This window comes from Lentzea sokolovensis (assembly GCF_033949975.1).
Lineage (GTDB): Bacteria > Actinomycetota > Actinomycetes > Mycobacteriales > Pseudonocardiaceae > Lentzea > Lentzea sokolovensis.
Map to the genome: position 1 here is coordinate 205,654 of NZ_JAXAVU010000009.1, position 17,382 is coordinate 223,035.

At 67.2% G+C, this 17,382-nt stretch carries 18 protein-coding genes and 1 tRNA gene; 8 read left to right on the forward strand and 11 right to left on the reverse strand.

What is annotated here, in order from left to right; translation table 11 throughout:
- Positions 1-80: 80 nt before the first annotated feature.
- A complete protein-coding gene (locus tag SK854_RS18345) occupies positions 81-791 on the forward strand; it encodes an SDR family oxidoreductase (protein ID WP_319976322.1) in 711 nt (236 codons plus the stop codon).
- An 87-nt stretch (positions 792-878) separates the two neighbouring features.
- Here the strand turns inward: SK854_RS18345 and SK854_RS18350 are convergent, their stop codons facing one another.
- Together SK854_RS18350 and SK854_RS18355 are read right to left on the reverse strand one after the other, a co-directional pair.
- Positions 879-1,160: a hypothetical protein gene (locus SK854_RS18350; RefSeq protein WP_093596166.1), complete on the reverse strand. Its 282-nt coding sequence runs from the start codon at positions 1,158-1,160 to the stop codon at positions 879-881.
- A gap of 153 nt (positions 1,161-1,313) precedes the next feature.
- On the reverse strand, positions 1,314-2,696 hold the full coding sequence (locus tag SK854_RS18355) for a helix-turn-helix transcriptional regulator (protein WP_319976323.1): 1,383 nt from the start codon (positions 2,694-2,696) through the stop codon (positions 1,314-1,316).
- A 191-nt stretch (positions 2,697-2,887) separates the two neighbouring features.
- On the opposite strand from SK854_RS18355, the gene SK854_RS18360 reads away from it, so the two are divergent.
- Together SK854_RS18360 and SK854_RS18365 are read left to right on the forward strand one after the other, a co-directional pair.
- Positions 2,888-3,178 carry a hypothetical protein gene (locus SK854_RS18360; protein WP_307790106.1) on the forward strand — a complete coding sequence of 97 codons (291 nt, stop codon included), beginning with the start codon at positions 2,888-2,890 and terminating at the stop codon, positions 3,176-3,178.
- A gap of 13 nt (positions 3,179-3,191) precedes the next feature.
- Positions 3,192-3,551, forward strand: a complete 360-nt coding sequence (locus SK854_RS18365; RefSeq protein WP_035909125.1) for a hypothetical protein — start codon at positions 3,192-3,194, stop codon at positions 3,549-3,551.
- Between the two features lie 246 nt (positions 3,552-3,797).
- Here the strand turns inward: SK854_RS18365 and SK854_RS18370 are convergent, their stop codons facing one another.
- From SK854_RS18370 to SK854_RS18380, 3 genes are read right to left on the reverse strand one after another with little or no spacing between them, the layout of a single operon-like run.
- Positions 3,798-4,580 carry an SDR family NAD(P)-dependent oxidoreductase gene (locus SK854_RS18370; RefSeq protein WP_319976324.1) on the reverse strand — a complete coding sequence of 261 codons (783 nt, stop codon included), beginning with the start codon at positions 4,578-4,580 and terminating at the stop codon, positions 3,798-3,800.
- Positions 4,580-5,740 carry an MFS transporter gene (locus SK854_RS18375; RefSeq protein WP_319976937.1) on the reverse strand — a complete coding sequence of 387 codons (1,161 nt, stop codon included), beginning with the start codon at positions 5,738-5,740 and terminating at the stop codon, positions 4,580-4,582. Before SK854_RS18375 ends, SK854_RS18370 begins: the two co-directional genes overlap by 1 nt.
- 40 nt (positions 5,741-5,780) lie before the next feature.
- On the reverse strand, positions 5,781-7,028 hold the full coding sequence (locus SK854_RS18380; RefSeq protein WP_319976325.1) for a GH1 family beta-glucosidase: 1,248 nt from the start codon (positions 7,026-7,028) through the stop codon (positions 5,781-5,783).
- An 83-nt stretch (positions 7,029-7,111) separates the two neighbouring features.
- Between SK854_RS18380 and SK854_RS18385 the strand changes: the two genes are divergently transcribed.
- Positions 7,112-7,756 carry a TetR/AcrR family transcriptional regulator gene (locus SK854_RS18385; RefSeq protein ID WP_406601788.1) on the forward strand — a complete coding sequence of 215 codons (645 nt, stop codon included), beginning with the start codon at positions 7,112-7,114 and terminating at the stop codon, positions 7,754-7,756.
- Here the strand turns inward: SK854_RS18385 and SK854_RS18390 are convergent.
- Both SK854_RS18390 and SK854_RS18395 read right to left on the reverse strand, forming a co-directional pair.
- Complete coding sequence (locus tag SK854_RS18390) at positions 7,729-8,334, reverse strand: helix-turn-helix transcriptional regulator (RefSeq protein WP_319976327.1); 606 nt, start codon at positions 8,332-8,334, stop codon at positions 7,729-7,731. The two genes, SK854_RS18385 and SK854_RS18390, sit on opposite strands and share 28 nt — an antisense overlap.
- A 232-nt stretch (positions 8,335-8,566) precedes the next feature.
- On the reverse strand, positions 8,567-9,748 hold the full coding sequence (locus SK854_RS18395) for an amino acid deaminase/aldolase (RefSeq protein WP_319976328.1): 1,182 nt from the start codon (positions 9,746-9,748) through the stop codon (positions 8,567-8,569).
- Between the two features lie 74 nt (positions 9,749-9,822).
- On the opposite strand from SK854_RS18395, the gene SK854_RS18400 reads away from it, so the two are divergent.
- Positions 9,823-11,112, forward strand: a complete 1,290-nt coding sequence (locus SK854_RS18400) for a D-arabinono-1,4-lactone oxidase (RefSeq protein WP_319976329.1) — start codon at positions 9,823-9,825, stop codon at positions 11,110-11,112.
- A gap of 319 nt (positions 11,113-11,431) precedes the next feature.
- Here SK854_RS18400 and SK854_RS18405 read toward each other — a convergent pair whose 3' ends face one another.
- The 4 genes from SK854_RS18405 to SK854_RS18420 all read right to left on the reverse strand — a co-directional run bounded on the left by SK854_RS18405 (position 11,432) and on the right by SK854_RS18420 (position 14,053).
- The gene (locus tag SK854_RS18405) at positions 11,432-12,088 is read right to left on the reverse strand and encodes an NAD(P)H-binding protein (RefSeq protein ID WP_319976330.1); all 657 of its coding nucleotides are present in this window, start codon (positions 12,086-12,088) and stop codon (positions 11,432-11,434) included.
- Between the two features lie 45 nt (positions 12,089-12,133).
- Positions 12,134-12,751, reverse strand: coding sequence for a hypothetical protein (locus SK854_RS18410; protein WP_089928501.1), 618 nt, complete (start codon positions 12,749-12,751; stop codon positions 12,134-12,136).
- 316 nt (positions 12,752-13,067) lie between these two features.
- Positions 13,068-13,880, reverse strand: a complete 813-nt coding sequence (locus SK854_RS18415) for an NADP-dependent oxidoreductase (protein ID WP_319976331.1) — start codon at positions 13,878-13,880, stop codon at positions 13,068-13,070.
- Positions 13,881-13,970: 90 nt separating this feature from the next.
- A tRNA-Leu gene (locus SK854_RS18420) sits at positions 13,971-14,053 on the reverse strand.
- A gap of 126 nt (positions 14,054-14,179) precedes the next feature.
- Between SK854_RS18420 and SK854_RS18425 the strand changes: the two genes are divergently transcribed.
- Genes SK854_RS18425 through SK854_RS18435 form a run of 3 tightly spaced genes read left to right on the forward strand, consistent with a single transcriptional unit; the run spans position 14,180 to position 17,379 of the window.
- On the forward strand, positions 14,180-15,436 hold the full coding sequence (locus tag SK854_RS18425; RefSeq protein WP_319976332.1) for a DUF3662 and FHA domain-containing protein: 1,257 nt from the start codon (positions 14,180-14,182) through the stop codon (positions 15,434-15,436).
- Positions 15,437-15,487: 51 nt separating this feature from the next.
- Entirely contained in the window at positions 15,488-15,949 is a 462-nt protein-coding gene (locus tag SK854_RS18430; RefSeq protein ID WP_030465595.1) for an FHA domain-containing protein FhaB/FipA, read from the forward strand.
- The gene (locus SK854_RS18435) at positions 15,946-17,379 is read left to right on the forward strand and encodes a PP2C family protein-serine/threonine phosphatase (RefSeq protein ID WP_319976333.1); all 1,434 of its coding nucleotides are present in this window, start codon (positions 15,946-15,948) and stop codon (positions 17,377-17,379) included. Before SK854_RS18430 ends, SK854_RS18435 begins: the two co-directional genes overlap by 4 nt.
- Positions 17,380-17,382: the final 3 nt, after the last annotated feature.

A 17,382-nucleotide genomic window follows, 5' to 3' on the forward strand; every position in this document is an offset into this window, starting at 1 on the left:
CCGTATCGATATCCGCCGGGTATCGGTGCCAGACCGAAGTGATGTTGGTTCTGACGACACCGCCGACCACGATCAAATGCATGAGCGAACAGACGATTGCGCTGGTCACCGGCGCGAACAAGGGCATCGGCTACGAGATCGCGGCGGGCCTCGGGATGACGGTCGGAGTCGGCGCGCGAGATGCCCGGCGTGGCGAGGAGGCGGTGGCGAAACTGCGCGCGAACGGAGTCGACGCGTTCGCCGTGCCGCTGGACGTGACCGACGACGAGAGCGTCCAGGCAGCGGTAGCACTGTTCGAGGAACGGTTCGGCCGCCTGGATGTGCTGGTCAACAACGCGGCGATCGCCGGAGCATGGCCCGCGGCGCCGTCCGCCGCCACCCCGGAAAGTCTGCGGGAGGTGCTGGAGACCAACGTGATCGGCGTCGTCCGGGTCACCAACGCGATGCTGCCGCTGCTGGCCCGTTCCGCACGGCCGCGGATCGTCAACCAGTCGAGCCACCTGGCGTCACTGACGCTGCAGACCACACCTGAAGTGGAGTTCGGCGAGGTGAACGGCACCTACACGCCGTCGAAGACGTTCCTGAACGCGCTGACCGTCCAGTACGCGAAGGAGCTCCCGAACATCAAGATCAACGCCGTCTGCCCCGGTTACGTGGCGACCGACCTCAACGGCTTCCAGGGCACCAGCACTCCCGCGGACGGCGCCAAGGCCGCCATCAGGCTGGCCACGCTGCCCGATGACGGGCCGACCGGCGGTCTCTTCGACGACGACGGAACCGTGCCCTGGTGAGGCAAATGTTCAACGTGAAACATTCGTGCACTTCGCCGTGGACTCGGCGAGTGGTCTGATCGGCGCGACGAGCTGTGCGCGAACGGACTAGTCGGTGATCAGTCGAGCCGAAGATTCTTCCCGCATCCGCGCCAGCCGGTTCATCGTCCGCTGACCGCGACGGTCCAGCTCACGGCTGTCGATCCAGCCGTTGGCGTAGTAGCGGTAGTCCTGAGCCAGCGCCACGAGCTCGGCGAGGTAGTCGGCGGATCGTCGCCGTCGCTCCTCGTCAAAGCCCGCCAGCAGCGGTAGCTGGGTGTCCACCACCTCGTCGAGCAACTGCGCGGACCGCAGCGCTCTCCTGGAACGCCACCTCCGAGTAAGGCTCACGCGCCGCACCTCGTCCTTCGCCCCGACCTGCCGCACCCTAGGCGTGGATTTCTCGCCCGTCGATGCTGCATTCGTGTGCGAAGGCCCTGGCGTTACCGGTTCGTGTCCCACGCCATCCGATCGTGCTGCTATAGGACCCAAACGAGATTGTCACTAGGCAGCGCTGTCAGCCCCGGTGAAACGTGCGACGCGCTCGGCCAGTTCACGGGCCTCGGGGTTGTTGCGGCGCTTCTCGGCCTCCTGGCGAAGCGGCTCCATGCGCTGCTTGGTGCGCACCGACTTGAGGCCTTCCGACAGGTCAACGGCCTGGCCGCCGACCTTGGCGCCGTGGTCGACGTCGCCCTGGATGAGGTGGTTGATCGACATCGAGGTGAGGTTGAAGGACCGGCTGCGGGCCATGTCGTCGCCGAAGCTGTTGATCGCCTTCGACAGGTAGGGGATCGCGGTGCGGGCGTACTTGACGTCCACGGACTGGGCGAGCTCCGTGTGCACGGTGCCGATCATCGACGAGAGGTCGATCTCGTTGAAGAAGCGTGCCCACGCGGGTGCTTCGACGACGTCGGCGCGGGAGAACTCGTCGCGCGCGCGGCCGAGCAGCTTGAGCGCCTGCTCGTCGGAACCCATCTTCGCGTAGGCCCAGGCCTCGTTCGCGCACAGGATGCCCACCGCCAGCTCGGAACCGGAGTTCTGCGCGGCCAGCTGACCCAGCTGGAACACCTTCAGCGCGTCGTCCGGAGCGTTCTGGTGCAAGTAGACGCGGCCCATGCGGTACAGGATGTTCGCCATCAGGGCCTCGTTCTCGCCCTGCTTCGCGAGGTCGAGCGCCTGGCCGAAGTGGTTGCGGGCCGAGTCCATCAGGCCCGTGTCGAACGACGTCCAGCCGGCGAGGTTGTGCAGGTCTGCCAGTGCGACGAAGAGCCGCTGGCGAACGATGTCCGTGGAGCTCGCGCCGAGCATCTGCTGTCCCCAGGACAGCTGGGCGACCACGGCGTCACGGCAGGAGCCGCCGCCGTACTGGTAGTCGAGGGCACGCAGAGCACGGGTGGCCGCTTCGACCTGCCGCACGTCCGTCATGCCGATGCGTCCCGGAGCCGGAGTCTGTGTGGGGTGTGAAACCCACGACCCGGAGTCCGCTCCGAACACGGCCGCGCCCACTGTCACGGCGGCGGCGTGCGCGAGGAACTTCCGACGCTTCACCGACTCTTCCTCCTCCGGATGGGGTGAGTCCGCAGCTGCGGCCACCCTTACTGCCGTTGTCTCGTCATAGGCGAGACCCATGTATCCACGTGGGACACCCAAGCCGATGGCGATCCTCGTCAGGACGTCGTACGCCATCACCTGGCGTCCCTTGAGGATCTCCGAGACTTCGGACTGCGACTGCCCAGTGAGCGCCGCGATCTGGCGCTGGGACACGCCGTGCCTTCGGAGCAGCCGGTAGACCGAGCTGATCTCTCGTCGGGCAAGTGCGTCCCGCATCTCCTGGTGGTCCCACACCTCGGTGGGGATAGGAGAGCCCTGGGAACTCATGGTGTTCATCGCGCACCCTCACAGTCCGTTGGGCGTCATCGGCAGACTAGGGGCAGGTCCCCAAGCCCGAGAAGTCCTCTTCGGCGGAGCTGATCGGCTCTGCCGAACACCGCTTACCGCTCACCGTAAGACTTCCACCGGTGGGCGCTGTGACGTCCCGTTCCGGCATGAATCATCGCAATCTAGATTCCGGTAAGCGAGTGAGCACGGAGAGGAACGACCTAATAGTGGACAGCTCCTCCTCAGGCTCCACCTCCATTGTGGAGACGGGTGACACCGAATCCACATGGCGCGGCATGACCGGGCAACGTCGGACGTGGCAGATCAGCTGCGGCGACGTGGTCGACCGGGACCGCCAGCTCACCGTGAAGGTCGTTCAGGGCCAAGTGGTCCTGGTAGGCCCTCCCGGCGAGACGGCAGTCTTGTCCCACGACCAGCTCGTACAGCTCAGGGCTGCACTACGCGAAGCCGCCGACCAGGCGGAAAGGTGACGGTGACGTTTCGATGGACGCGATCCTCGGACAGGTTCTTCGCAACGCTGTGTGGGAACGCCTCGACCTGCTCACAGAGCTGGCGAGCCGCGCTGACGCCCCGTCCCTCCTGTCGGTGGCTCGATCCGAGCTCCCTCGGCTGACCGAGGGATGGCGTGCTCTGCTGGCAGCGCACGAGCCGGACGAGAAGGGCAACTGCCCTGAATGTTCCGGCCGCTGGCGCCAGCAGAAGTCACCTTGCTCGGTGTGGCGCGCCGCGTACGAACACCTGGTTGCGGGCGGACTCGCCCCGCGCCCGGCTCGCCATCTGCGCGAGGCCCCGGTGACTCCTCCTGTCACCCGGACCCGCCGCGCGGTGGCTCGAGCCCACTAACGGGCGTTTGCGACTGACCTGGCGTCCCCCCGACACGACCAGGTCTGCAAACCGCCTACTGACCGGTGGCCCGCGATGTGCGAACCCCCGACCGCTACATCGCGGGCCCCGGTCAGCTTTTACAACTCCACAGATTCCCGCGGGCCGGTGACGTGCACCTTCCCTCCCCGACCGTCGTCGGCCCGCGGTCACCAACCACGGCCCTTGTCTGCACCTCCCGCGCAGACGAGGGCCGTTTTCACGTTTCTAGCGGTGGGTGCCGGTCTTCCAGGCCAGGTACGACGTCAGGCCGGGGAAGAGCCGGCCGGAGATCTCGAACGCCTTGAGCTGCCACGGGAACAGGTGCTCGGCACGTTCCTTCTCCACCGCGTCGACGATCGCCTTCGCGCACTGCTCCGGCGTGACCGTGGGGATCATCAGCCGGGCGATGGCCGGGATCCGCTCTTCCGCACCGGGGTTGTTGGTGAAGTACTCGCTGGAGACCTTGCCCGGCACCACTTCGCTGATCCCGACGCCGGTCCCCCGCAGGTCGAGGCGCAGTGACGCGGTCAGTCCGCGCAACGCCCAGCGCGACGACTGGTAACCCACGCAGCCGGGGATCGGCAGGCGGGACACCGGCGAGTTCACGTTGACGATCCAGCCGGAACCGCGTGACCGCATGGCGCCCAGGTACTCCCTGGTCAGCAGCAACGCCGCCAGGTACGGCACAGCGGTCATGGTCTGCAACTCGTCGGCCGACGTGTCGTCCAGGAACAACCAGCGTCCGACACCCGCGTTGTTGACCAGCACATCCGGCGCCGGCACCTCTTCCGCGAGTGCGCGAATCTGCTCGGCGTCCGCCAGATCGGCCGGATGAGCGGTCGCCGAGCCGCCGAACTCCTTGATCCGTTTGACCTGCAGATCGAGCAGTTCGGCGCTCCGGGCCACAAGGTGGACATGAGCGCCGTGGGCGGCGAACCGGAACGCCGCCTCCGCGCCGATTCCCTGGGACGCCCCCGTGACCAGAACCTTCTTGCCCGACAGCTGCATCAGACCACCGATCGCACTCGACTCATCAACACCGCGGCCAGCGTCGTCGCCAGCGCGGACACCGCGAACAGACCGCGGTAACCGCCCAGGTTGGCGAGGATCAACGCGGTCAGCAAGGGGGCGATGACCTGCGGCAACGCGTTGGCCACGTTGAGCACGCCCAGGTCCTTGGCCCGATCGGACGCGGTCGGTAGCACCTGGGTGAGCAGCGCGATCGCGACGGCCCAGTACGTGCCGAAACCGACGCCGAGCAGCGGGGAGGCGATCAGCACGGCGGTCCAGGTAGGCCAGATCACCAGGATCAACGCCGCCAGCGCCATCACGGCCGCGGCACCGTAGACATACGGCTTGCGGCGGCCAGAACGATCACTCCGTGCGCCGAACAGCACCGCTCCTGCGGCGAGCGCCACCCCGTAGAGCGCCATGAGCACGAGCAGACCGTCCTCCGGCGACTCGTGGTGGACCACGTCGCCGAGGAAGTAGAGGAGGTAGAGGGTGCCGAACGCGTTGCCGAGGTTGATCATGAGGTGCCCGCCCCACGCCCACGCGAAGTCGGGGTGCTGCTTCGGCGAGATCCAGAACGTCGGCCGCACGGGCTTGGTGATGAGCTGCGTGTCCGGCGTGCGCAGGACGAAGAAGATGGCACCGGCCAGCACGATGACCGCACAAGCCAGATAGCCGGCCTGAAGTCCGCTGACCAGCAGCGTCACCACGACCGCGCCCAGCACGGTGCCGAGCATCTGGCTGATCCCGATGAGCCCGCCGACCTGCGCCCGTTGCTCGACCGGCACCCGGTCGGGCACGGCAGAGGTCAGCGCGGCGAGCATTCCGCCGATTCCGGCCTGCACCAGGCACCAGCCGATGGTCATCACGACCACCGACGGCGCGTTGGCGAGCACGGCCAGGCCGACGGCGCCGACGGCCGCTCCGGCCAGCGTCCACGGGTGGCGACGGCCGAACCGCGAGGTCGTGCGGTCGGACAGGAACCCGATCAACGGCACGACCAGCAGCGACACCAGGCCGCCGAAGCCGGTGACGATGCCGAACACCAGCTCCTTGTTCGCCTTGTTCAGCAGTTCGGCCTGCTGCGGCAGCAACACCTGGATCGGCGCGTAGACCGCCAGCCACAACCCGAGGTTGGCGCAGAACAACCAGGCCATCCAGCCGCGGCGAACCCGCACCACCGGCTCAGCGAGGGCTTCACTCACCGCTGATCACCTTTCTGTACCAGTGGAACGAGTCGCGCGGCGTGCGTCGCTGCGTCTCGTAGTCGACCTGCACCAGGCCGAACCGCTGTGAATACCCGGCTTCCCACTCGAAGTTGTCGAGCAGCGACCACACGAAGTACCCGGCGACGTCCGCTGCCTGTGCGGCCTTGAGGTGTCCGTCGAGGTAGGAGACCCGGTCGGCGTCCGCGATCTCGTCGGGGAAGCTGCAGCCGCTCTCGGTGACGTACACCGGCGGCAGGTCCGGATATCGCTCACGCAGCGCGTTGATCATCTCGGTCAGTCCGGCCGGCACGATCGGCCAGCCGAAGCCGGTGAGCGGGTACTCGTCGATCTCCGCCAGTTCGAACGGCAGCGGGTTGCCCTCGGACGGCGCCTTGAGCCGCGTCGGGTTGTAGTAGTTCACGCCGTAGAAGTCGAGCGGCTGGTGGATCGTGGCCAGGTCACCATCGGCGATAGGCAGAAGCTCGGCGACTGCGTCGGGATATCGGCCCGACAACATGGGGTCCGCGTAGATCCAGTTGTGAATTTCGCTGTAGGCCTCGGCCGCTGCTACGTCGTTCGGCCCAACCGGCCATGCGGGCGTGTGGTTGTTCGCCGTGCCGACCGCTTGCGCGTTGTGCGAACGGAGCACTTCGACCGCACGGCCGTGTGCCAAGTTCAGGTGATGGGCGGTGGGCAACGCGTCGAAGAGCAGCGCCTTGCCGGGAGCGTGCTCACCGATCGCATAGCCCTGCAACGTCACCATCGCGGGTTCGTTGATCGGGATCCACATCTTCACGCGGTCGGCGAGCCGGTCCGCGACCAGCGCCGTGTAGTCGGCGAACCGGTCGGCGATGTCCCGGTTCAGCCACCCGCCCTCCGCTTCCAGTTCCAGAGGCGTGTCCCAGTGGTACAACGTCACCACGGGGGCGATACCGACGTCGACGAGCGCGTCGACCAGGCGGTCGTAGAAGTCGAGGCCCTCGGCGTTGACAGGTCCCTTGCCGGACGGCTGGATGCGCGGCCACGCGATCGAGAACCGATACGCGTTCACGCCGAGCTGCGTCATGAGCGCAACGTCCTCGCGCCACCGGTTGTAGTGGTCGCACGCAACGGAAGCGTCCTGGTTCTCGTGTACCGGAGAGAACTCGTCCCACACGGAGGGGCCGCGGCCGCCGGCGGTGAACGCGCCCTCGATCTGGAACGCGGACGTCGACACTCCCCAAAGGAAGTCGCTCATCGATCCTCCAAAATGTGAAACTTGTTCGGATCGTAGGCGTGTTGACAGGTTCAGGGAAGTGAAAGAGCCGTACAACAGGCAAGATGGAAGTACCCGAACTACTGGGAGTCGCCGTGACGAGCACCACCCCGCTTCGCCGTCAGCCCGTCCAGCAGCGCAGCGCCAAGAGAGTCGAGCGCATGCTCGAGGCCTGCGCGACGCTCATCGACGAGGTGGGCTACGACGGCGTCACCACGACGTTGATCGCGGAGAGAGCGGGCGTGGCGGTCGGCTCGCTCTACCAGTTCTTCCCCGACAAGAGAGCCGTCGTGCAGGCGCTGACGCTGCGCAACGTCGACAAGTTCTCCCTGGGCATCACCGAACGGCTCGAGCAGGCGACGCTTGAGCACTGGTGGGACGCCGTGGACACGGTGTTCGACGTCTACGTGACGATGCACCGCGAGATCCCCGCGTTCGGGAAGCTGCACTTCGGTGACGTCGTGGACATGCGCCTGCTCGACGACCGCCGCGACAACAACGCCGTCATCTCCGACAAGATCTCGGAGCTGATCTCGGGCAAGTTCGGCATCCCGATGGTCGAGGTCCAGGTGCCCATCGCGATCGCCGTCGAAGCCGCCGACGCCGTGATGAAGATGGCGTTCCGCAAGAACCCGACGGGCGACCAGGCGATCCTGACCGAAGCCAGGGCTCTGGTCAGGGGTTACCTGTCGTCGCGCCTACCCGCATAGGGCCGGCGGGCGGCCTGGGCTCGCCGGAAGTACCGCCGACGCTGTTCTCGAACGGCGAAGGCTCGGGCACGGCGACGCTCGGCTTCGACTTCGTTGAGCCGGTCCCACGCCTGCGCCCACATGTCCACGCTCTGCTCGTTTCCGCCGCAGGCACGCACCAACGCCTCCGTCATCCCCCTGCGCGGCCTTCGCTCACCGCGGAGCACCGCTCCCAGGTTCGACCGGCGCAACCAGCCGGACTCGGCGGCGTCCACAATCGCGCGCTGGGACAACCCGGTGTCCAGCCACATCTCCCGAAGCGCGTCGCTCAGATCATCAAAGGTGCTGATCTGACCGCTCGGTTCCCTGCGGACGCGCAGGTTGCGGTGCATCCGCTGTTGCTTGTCGGCCGCCTCCCACAGGCGCCTGGCCAAGCCGACATCGGCACGACAGGCCACCACGATCGCGGACGCCAACGCCCAGCTCGGCACCGTCTTTCCGTTGCACGCCCGCGACACAGCCGTCCCGTGATAGCCGATTCGCGCCCCCAGGCGGGCGTTCGTCAAACCCGTGGCCTTCCGCGCATCGCCCAGCCACATCCCGCTTGCCGGGGCACGGTCGGCCCCACGCGGACTCAACTTTGGCGATCGACGTGGGCCTGTACAGCTGATCCGCCGGACGGCGAGCTTGATGGCCACCGCAGCGCATCCATGTTCGCGGGACTTCGCCGCACAACCGTTTCCACAGCTCAACCTATGTGAGCGGCACTGCGACAAGCCTGAGGCCCCGAATTTGTGCAAACTCTCCGCACTAGCCCGAAAGGCCTGCGGTCTAACCGAAGTTGCGGCGCTCGCCGCGGTACGTGGGCACGGTGCGCTCGATGCGGTCACCGTGCACCAGGTGCACCTCGTCGAACCGCTCGAACAGCTCGCCCGCCTTGGCGTGCCGCATCCAGACGCGGTCGCCGATCTTCAGCTGCTCCGCCGCCTTGCCGGTGACCGGCGTCTGCACCTCGCCCGCGCCTTCGAGGCCGAGCGTCTTCAGCCCGGACGGCAGGTACGGCGACGGCTGGCGGTCGGGAGTCGGCGTGCCGGACGCGATGTAGCCGCCGGCGAAGAGCGTGGCGACCCGCTTGGTCGGCTTGCGCACCACCGACAACGCGAACAGCGCGGCGGGTTCCGGCCTGAACGCCTGGTACCCGTCGAACAACGTCGGTCCGAAGAGACCGCTGCCCGCCGCGAGCTCGGTGACGGACGGGTCGGACCCGGTCAGTTCCAGGCTTCCGGTGCCGCCGCCGTTGACGAACTCCAGGTCGGCGACCTGCCGGACCGCGCTCACCACGGCCGTGCGGCGCTGGACCAGCTCGGGCCCGGACTTGGACTGGATGAACCGAATCCCGAGCGCCCGCAGCGGCTGACCGGGCGGGTTGTCGCCCAGGCCGGCGATCTGCCCCTCGTACGCCATGACGCCGACCAGCTTGAAGCCGGTGCGTTGCGTGATCTTGGCGGCCAGGGCCTTCGCCTGCTGCGGCGTGTGGATCGACGACCGGCGCGGACCGATGTGCACACCCGGCAGCGGCCGCCACGACACGTCCAGCTCCAGGCAGACCCGGATGTCGGCGTGCGGACCGATGGCGGCGTCGACGAAGTCGAGGTGCTCCGTCGAGTCGACCATGATCGTAACGCGCTGACGTGCGGTTTCGTTGGCCGCGAGCTTCTGCAGCGACGCACGGTCGGCCGTCGGGTACGCCACGAGGAGGTCCTCGCTGACGTTCTGCTCCGACAACCACAACGCCTCGGCCAGCGAGTAGCACATGACCCCGGCATAGCCGGGCCGTTCGAGTGCCCGGCTCACCAGCTCACGCACCCGAATCGACTTGCTCGCCACCCGGATCGGATGACCGGCAGCGCGACGGGCGAGGTCCGCCGCGTTGTGGTCGAAGGCATCCAGGTCGACGATCGCGAACGGAGGATCCAGATCCTTCGTCGCGGCATCGAGTCGAGTTCTGCGCATGCTCTGACGGTACGTGCTGAACCCTTGAAACGTGAAGAGCTTTCACTTACGTTACTCGCAGGTCACACTCTCTCGTGGAGGTTCGCGTGTGGACGAACTGGGCTAAAACGGCTTCGTGCACGGCGCGCGTGGTCCACCCGTCCAGCACGGATGAGATCGCCACAACGATCCTCTCCGCCTCCCGAGTCCGCGCGCGAGGCAGCGGCCACTCGTTCAACGACATCGCCGTCGCCCCAGAAGTAGCGCTTGACCTGGACCGATGGACAGGAATCGTACGCGCGGACGCGGAAACCGGTCTCGTGACCGTCCGCTCGGGCACTCCCCTGTGGGCGTTCAACGCCGACCTGCACCGCCTGGGCCTGGCGATGCCGAACCTGGGCGACATCGACGCCCAGACCGTCGCCGGCGCAGTCTCCACCTCGACCCACGGCACCGGCGGAAAACTGGGCGTCCTCGCCACCGCGATCGTGGAACTGGAACTGGTCCTGGCCGACGGCTCAGTGGTGACCTGCAACCGCACCAACCGCCCAGACCTCTTCAACGCCGCACGGGTAGGCCTGGGCGCACTCGGCGTCATCAGCACCCTGACCCTCCAGTGCGTCCCGTCGTTCGTACTGCAGGCCTCAGAATCCCCAGGCCGCCTGGACGCCGTGCTGGAACAGTTCGACGACCTCTGCGCTGTAGAGGACCACGTGGAGTTCCACTGGTTCACCCACTCCGACCGCGTGATCCTCAAGCGCAACAACAGGATCACCACCCCAGCGCGCCCGCTCTCGAAGCTTCGCCAGGCGTGGGAGTACGAGGTGATGGAGAACGCGGCGTTCGGCGCGGTCACCAAGGTGGCCAAGACCTTCCCGCGCTACACCAAGCGCCTCAACGAACTCTGCGGCTCCCTGATCTCCGAACGGTCCTATTCGGACTACTCGCACAACGTCTTCGTGACCCCGAGACGAGTCCGCTTCGTGGAGACCGAGTTCTCCATCCCCCGCGAAACCCTGATGGACGTGATCGGCGAACTCCGCGCCGTGGCGAACAAACTGGGCGACCGCGACCACCTGATCGTCCCGTGCGAAGTACGCATCGCCCAGGCCGACGACATCTGGCTCTCGACGGCAAGCGGCCGAGACACCGCGTACATCTCAATGCACCAGGCACTGGGCATGCAGTACAAAGCGTTCTTCGACGCGTACGCAGCCATCGCGGCGTCGGTGGGCGGCCGCCCGCACTGGGGCAAGATGCACGACCTCACCGCAACGGACCTCCGCCCGCTGTACCCGCACTTCGACGACTTCCTGCGGGTACGCAACGAGGTGGACCCAGGCAGGACATTCACGAACCCGTACTTGGACCGCGTGCTTGGCTAGAACAACCAGCCAACCCACCCGCGAAGCCGAAGGCGAGCCGTCCTTACCGAGCGGGCCCGGCGGTGGGGTCCCGTCACGAGTCGCGCCACACCCCTACCTGCATGTGGCCCGCTCTTGGTTCGGCTCGTGACGGGACCCCACCGCCAACGCAACCCAACTACGAAACAGGCAGCCGCCCAACGCAACAGGCGTGCCATCAACCCGCAGGCGGCGCCACCCCCCGATCAGATTGCCGGGGGTCTGGGGGCAGAGCCCCCAGGGAAAGCACGCAACAGAACCCGCCGCAAGCAAGCCAGGGAACGCTACGGAACGAGCGCCATCAAAGAACAGCCCGAACAGCCTCGGCGACCGGCGTCTCCCCGTTCACCAGCTCCAGCGTCTTACCAACAGTCCCAGGCGCACCCAACAACTCCGCCAGCACGGCGGCAACATCCGCCCGGGTAACAGAAGCCCGAGGCAACCGAGGCGCAGCCAGGGTGACCAGCCCGGTAGCAGGATCATCGACCAACGGCCCAGGCCGCAAGATCGTCCAATCCAGATCCCGAGCCTTCAAATCTTCCTCGGCCAACCCCTTGGCCTTCAGATACACCGCGAACTCAGGATCCACAGAAGGCGAATCAGCGGACTCGATCCCCACGGTGGAAACCTGGAGAAACCGCCGCACCCCAGCCTCCACAGCAGCAGAGGCGAACAGAGCGGCGGCCCCGTAGTCCACGGTGTCCTTGCGGGCGGCACCAGATCCGGCGCCGGCACCTGCGGCGAACACTGCCGCGTCAGCACCGTTCAAATACGCGGCGACCGAGTCCAGATCAGCGGACTCCAGGTCGCACAACACCGGAACGGCTCCGGCTTCCTGCACGTCACCAAAGTGATCGGGGTTCCGGACCAGCGCGGTGGCGGCGTCTCCACGGGTGGCCAGCTGCTGCTCGAGAAGCAGCGCGATCTGCCCGTGTCCGCCGGCTATCACTACTCGCATGGTCTGACCGTAGATCAGTGAGCGACGACCAGCACGACGCGTGGATCAGGACGCGGTGGCGAGCACCTGCTCGTAGACCAGTTCGTTGACCCAGCGGGTGATGGCGGTGTCCTCGGCGGGCGCGTTCTCCTGGCGGCCGGACACGTCGACCGAGAGGTCCTTCTCGTCGTCGGCCAGCAGGACGGAGACGCCGTAGCGGCGGACGCGCGGCAGGCAGTTCGCGAGGTAGTCGTGCGAGAACGCGACCGACTCCGGGAGGACGACCGCGGCGTTGCCGTAGCGGGCGAAGGGGACGGCGGAGGCCAGCGCGGTGCGCCAGTGGCGGGCGACGGCCAGGACGCCGACGATGCGCACGGCGGCCGGCGGGACGCGGCCTTCCATCTCCGGCCACACCCACGTGGAGACGGTGGTCTTGTCGGCCTCAGGGCCCGCACCCACGCACACGCGCTCGGCGTGGGCGTCGGCCAGGAGTTCGGCCACGACGACGACCTTGCGGCCCATCAGGACCATTTCGGGGAGAACCACGCCGTGCCAGCCGAGGCGGATCGCCGCAGCGGCTGCCAACTCCTCGACGGACGCGGGCAGTTCCGGAACCGGGACCGGGGTGGTCGACAGACCGTTCGAGCTGTCGAGTGCCGCGATCCTTGCTGGGGTGCTGCTCACGCCAGTGCCTCCTCGTCACCCGCGGCGGGAGATCCGCCGCGTTTCGACTCGTGCTCTGGATAAAGAATTAGCAGTAAGCGCGCGGCCCGCCCCCAGGCCACAGGACCCCCTGCGATCGACGGCGTCGACCGGTCGGTGACCGGTCGAGGAGTGGCAAGGGGAGTTCGGTCCTACGGTGCTGCCGTCTGGGTGACGTTAATCCGTATGGACGCACCAAAAGACCTGCTCAGGGTGTGTGCGCCAGGCGTGGGGGCAAAAAGCCGGTCAGCGGTACCGGTCACCGTCCGTCGACCGTTCACCGCGCCAGAACGACCACCTACATGATGATCACGGTCTTGCCGGGCCCGTGACCTGCGAAAACATCGGCCGCGTCGCGCAACGGCACGCGCCGGGCGATCGGTACTTCCAGGTCCCCCGCCTGCACCATCGACGCCAGCCGGACCAACGTCTCGCGGGAGCCCTTCATGCCGAAGTTCTGCCCCTGATCAGCGGAAACGTAGTTGGTGTTGAACGCCAGCGGCGCGTAGCGCGCGTTCGCCTCGAACGACGAACGGTCGGCGCTGACGAGGTCGATCAGAGCGTCGGCCTCGACGAGGGTGTCGCCACGGCCGATGGGGATGACCCGCTTGCCCGCCGCACGCGCGATCTGGACGGCGAACGACCCCACGCCACCGGAAGCACCGACGATCAGCACGGATTCCGCGGTCCCGAGCGACTCGACCAACTGCAAAGCGGTCATTCCCGCGGTCGGCAATGCGGCGGCGACCGCGGGATCCATGTCGTCCGGCAAGGGAGCCAACGCGTTCCCGGCCGGAACTGTGACGTACTCGGCGTATGTTCCACCGCCGACGGGACGGTGGAAGAAGGTGCCGAAAATCCTCTCTCCGGAACCTTCCACCTCACCCGCACCATCAGTTCCGGGAACCAGCGGGAACTGATGAGGCGCGGAACTCCGGAGCATCCCGTTCACGACTTTGCGGTCGAAGGGGTTCACGCTCGCCGCGAACAACCGCACCTTCAACTCGTTCGGGCCCGCCACCGGCTCCAGAACCTCGACCAGCTCGAGCTCCGCACCGAAATCCGCTGCCGCTATCGCCCACATGCCGACCCCCGAACGAGTGACAGACATCACCTGTTGGATCAAGGAATCCGATACTGCCGGTTCAACGAAAGAACCCCCCTCGCGATTCCGCGAGGGGGGTTCTCTCTGTCTTTACTATGGGCAAGGGGGGAGTTGAACCCCCACGTCCTTTCGGACACACGGACCTGAACCGTGCGCGTCTGCCATTCCGCCACTTGCCCCTGGAGACGTTGGAAACACTAGCACGCGCCCAAACCAGGTTCCTAATCGCCCCCTGTAGGTGCGGTCGTACCCGGATACGATCGGTACAGGAGCCCGGCCGAGCGGAACGAGCGGAAGGAGTCGACATGGGCCTGCAACGCTTCGAACGCAAGCTGGAAGGTCTGGTCGGCAACACGTTCGCGCGCGTGTTCGGCGGCAGCGTCGTGCCCCAAGAGGTGGCACAGGCACTGCAACGGGAGGGTGACAGCAACATCCGCGAACTCGCGGGTGGCAGACTGCTAGCCCCCAACCACTACAAGGTGCTCCTCGGACCTCAGGACCACGAACGTCTTGCGGGCGACGAGCAGGATGAACTACGCATCACACAGCTTCTCGCAGAGGGCCTGCGAGAGCACCTGGCCGAGTCCGGATGGGATACCTATGGTGACGTCGTAGTCTCCCTGGAGCGCTCCGAGGCGCTGCACACCGGACAGTTCCGAACCAGCTCGTCCGTCGACCCCGACGTGAAAGCGGCCAGCCGACGGTCAGCACCACCTCGCACCGCAGGAGACCGACCCATGAGCCAGCCTCCCGGCTACGGACAAGGACAGGGCCAGCCCGCCCAGGACCCTTATGGTCAGGGCGGCTACGGCCAGCAGGGCTACGACCAGCAGCAGCAGGGCTATGACCAGCAGGGTTACGGCCAGCAGCAGGGTTACGGCCAGGCGCAGGACCCCGGCTACGGCCAGCAACAGGGCTATGGCCAGCAGGGCTACGACCAGGGTTACGGCCAGCCGCAGGGCTACGGCCAGGACCAGGGTTACGGCCAGCAGCAGCAGGGCTACGACCAGGGCTACGCCGGCGGCCAGCAGCCGGGCTACGGCCAGGACCAGGGTTATGGCCAGCAGCAGGGCTACGGCCAGCAGGGCTACGACCAGGGTTACGCCGGCGGCCAGCAGGGCGGCGGTTACGACCAGGGTTACGGCCAGCAGCCGGCCGGCGGTTATGACCAGGGTTACGGCCAGCAGGCGGGCTACGGCCAGCAGGGCGGCTACGACCAGGGCTACAACCAGGGCGGATACGCCCCGCCGGCCACCCAGGGCGCCAACCGTCAGCTCAACGCGACGTTGCACCTCGACGACGGTTCCAACCGCACGTACAACCTGAAGCAGGGTGGAAACGTCGTAGGACGTGGGCAGGAAGCCGACTTCCGCCTCCCGGACACCGGAGTCTCCAGGCGCCACCTGGAAATCTCCTGGGACGGGCAGAATGCGATGCTCGCTGATCTCGGTTCGACCAACGGCACCACGGTGAACGGCACGCCAGTGCAGACTTGGCAGCTCGCGGAGGGCGACGTCGTCCGCATCGGCCACTCGTCACTGGTTTTCCGCACCGCGGGCTAGAGGTCGATACGGGCGTCGGTAAGCAACTCAAGGCAGGAGCGGTTACAACCGGTGCCAGAGCTGGTGATGCAGCTGACCAGAGCGGGCTTTCTCGTGCTCCTCTGGCTCTTTGTGCTGGCCGCCCTACGTGTGGTCCGCTCTGATCTCTACGCAGCCTCAGGGCTCCGGGCGTCAGGTCTGCCCGGTTTCCGGAGGTCCGAGAAGTCGGCGAGGGGAAGCAAGGCGCCTCGGCAACTCGTGGTCACCCACGGGGCGCTGACCGGCACCCGAATCTCACTCGACGGCAGGCCGATCCTGATCGGCCGCGCTGACGACTCCACTCTCGTGCTGGACGACGACTTCGCGTCGACCAGGCACGCGAGGCTGTCCATGCGCGGCACCGACTGGTACGTGGAGGATCTCGGCTCCACGAACGGCACCTACCTAGACCGAGCCAAGGTCACCGCACCCCTGCGCGTACCTCTCGGCACCCCGATCCGCATTGGCAAAACGGTGATCGAGCTGCGCTCATGACCTTGGTTCTTCGATACGCGGCCCGAAGCGACAGGGGCCTGGTTCGCAACAACAACCAGGACTCCGTGTACGCGGGCCCCCGCCTGCTCGCAGTAGCCGACGGCATGGGTGGCCACGCCGCCGGTGAAGTCGCGAGCAAGGTGGTCATCGCCTCGCTGGCCCACGTCGACGACGACGAGCCTGGCGACGACCTCCTCGGCAAGCTGCGCGACGCGGTCGCGAGTGGCAACGGCGCCATCTCCGAGCTCGTGACGAGCGACCCGGACCTGGAAGGCATGGGCACCACGCTCACGGCCATCCTGTTCGCGGGCAACCGTCTCGGACTCGTGCACATCGGCGACTCGCGCGCGTACCTCCTGAGGGAGGGCTCCTTCGCGCAGATCACGCACGACGACACGTTCGTCCAGTCGTTGATCGACGAGGGCCGGATCACCGCGGACGAGGCCGCCACGCACCCGCAACGCTCGTTGCTGCTGCGCGCCCTCACCGGGCACGACTTCGAGCCCAGCCTCACGGTGCGCGAAGCGCGTGCCGGCGACCGGTTCCTGCTCTGCTCGGACGGTCTGTCCGGCGTCGTGAGCCTGGAGACGCTCGACGAGGCGATCCGCATCCCGGACCCGCAGGCCTGCGCGGACCGGATGATCGAGCTCGCGCTCAAGGGCGGCGGTCCCGACAACGTCACGGTGATCGTGGCGGACGTTCAGGACGTCGCTTTCGGCGACGACTACCCGATCGTCGGCGGCGCGGCAGGTGACGGCAGCGAGGACCACACTCCTCCGCCGGACTCCGCGGCCTCACGAGCGGCGACGATCACGCAGCAGCGCCCGCCCATGCAGCAGCGCATGGACGCGCCTCCCCCGCCTCCGCAGGACCCGAAGCGCAAGAAGCGCAGCGCCATCAAGGCGTTCGCGATCATCTTCGTGCTGCTCCTGCTGACCGCTGTGGTGGCTGTCGGCGGCAAGCTGTGGCTCAACACCCAGTACTACGTCGGCGCCACCGAGGACGGCCAGGTCGCGATCTTCCGCGGCCTCAACGGCACCGTCATCGGCTTCAAGCTGTCGTCCAAGGTCGAGGACTCCTGCCCGCCCGGATCCACGGGCTGCACCCCGATCACGCTGAAGGACCTGCAGGAAGCCGGTCGCAAGACCATCACCGCGGGCATCCGCAGCGACAACGGCCTCGACGGCGCGCGCGCCGCGGTCCGGTTGCTGCGCACCGAGCACATGCTGCCGCTGTGCAAGGACACGTCGTCGACGTCGACCAGTACGACGCCCTCGACGACGCCGTCCACGCCGAGCAGCAGCCCGTCGAGCAGTGCGTCCAGCGCGCCGCCCACGAACGGTTCCCCGAACCCGGAGACCGGTTCCACCGAGCCTTCGCTCACCCCCTCCCAGCAAAAGCCGGGTGTGGAATGCCGGGAGGGTCCGTAGTTG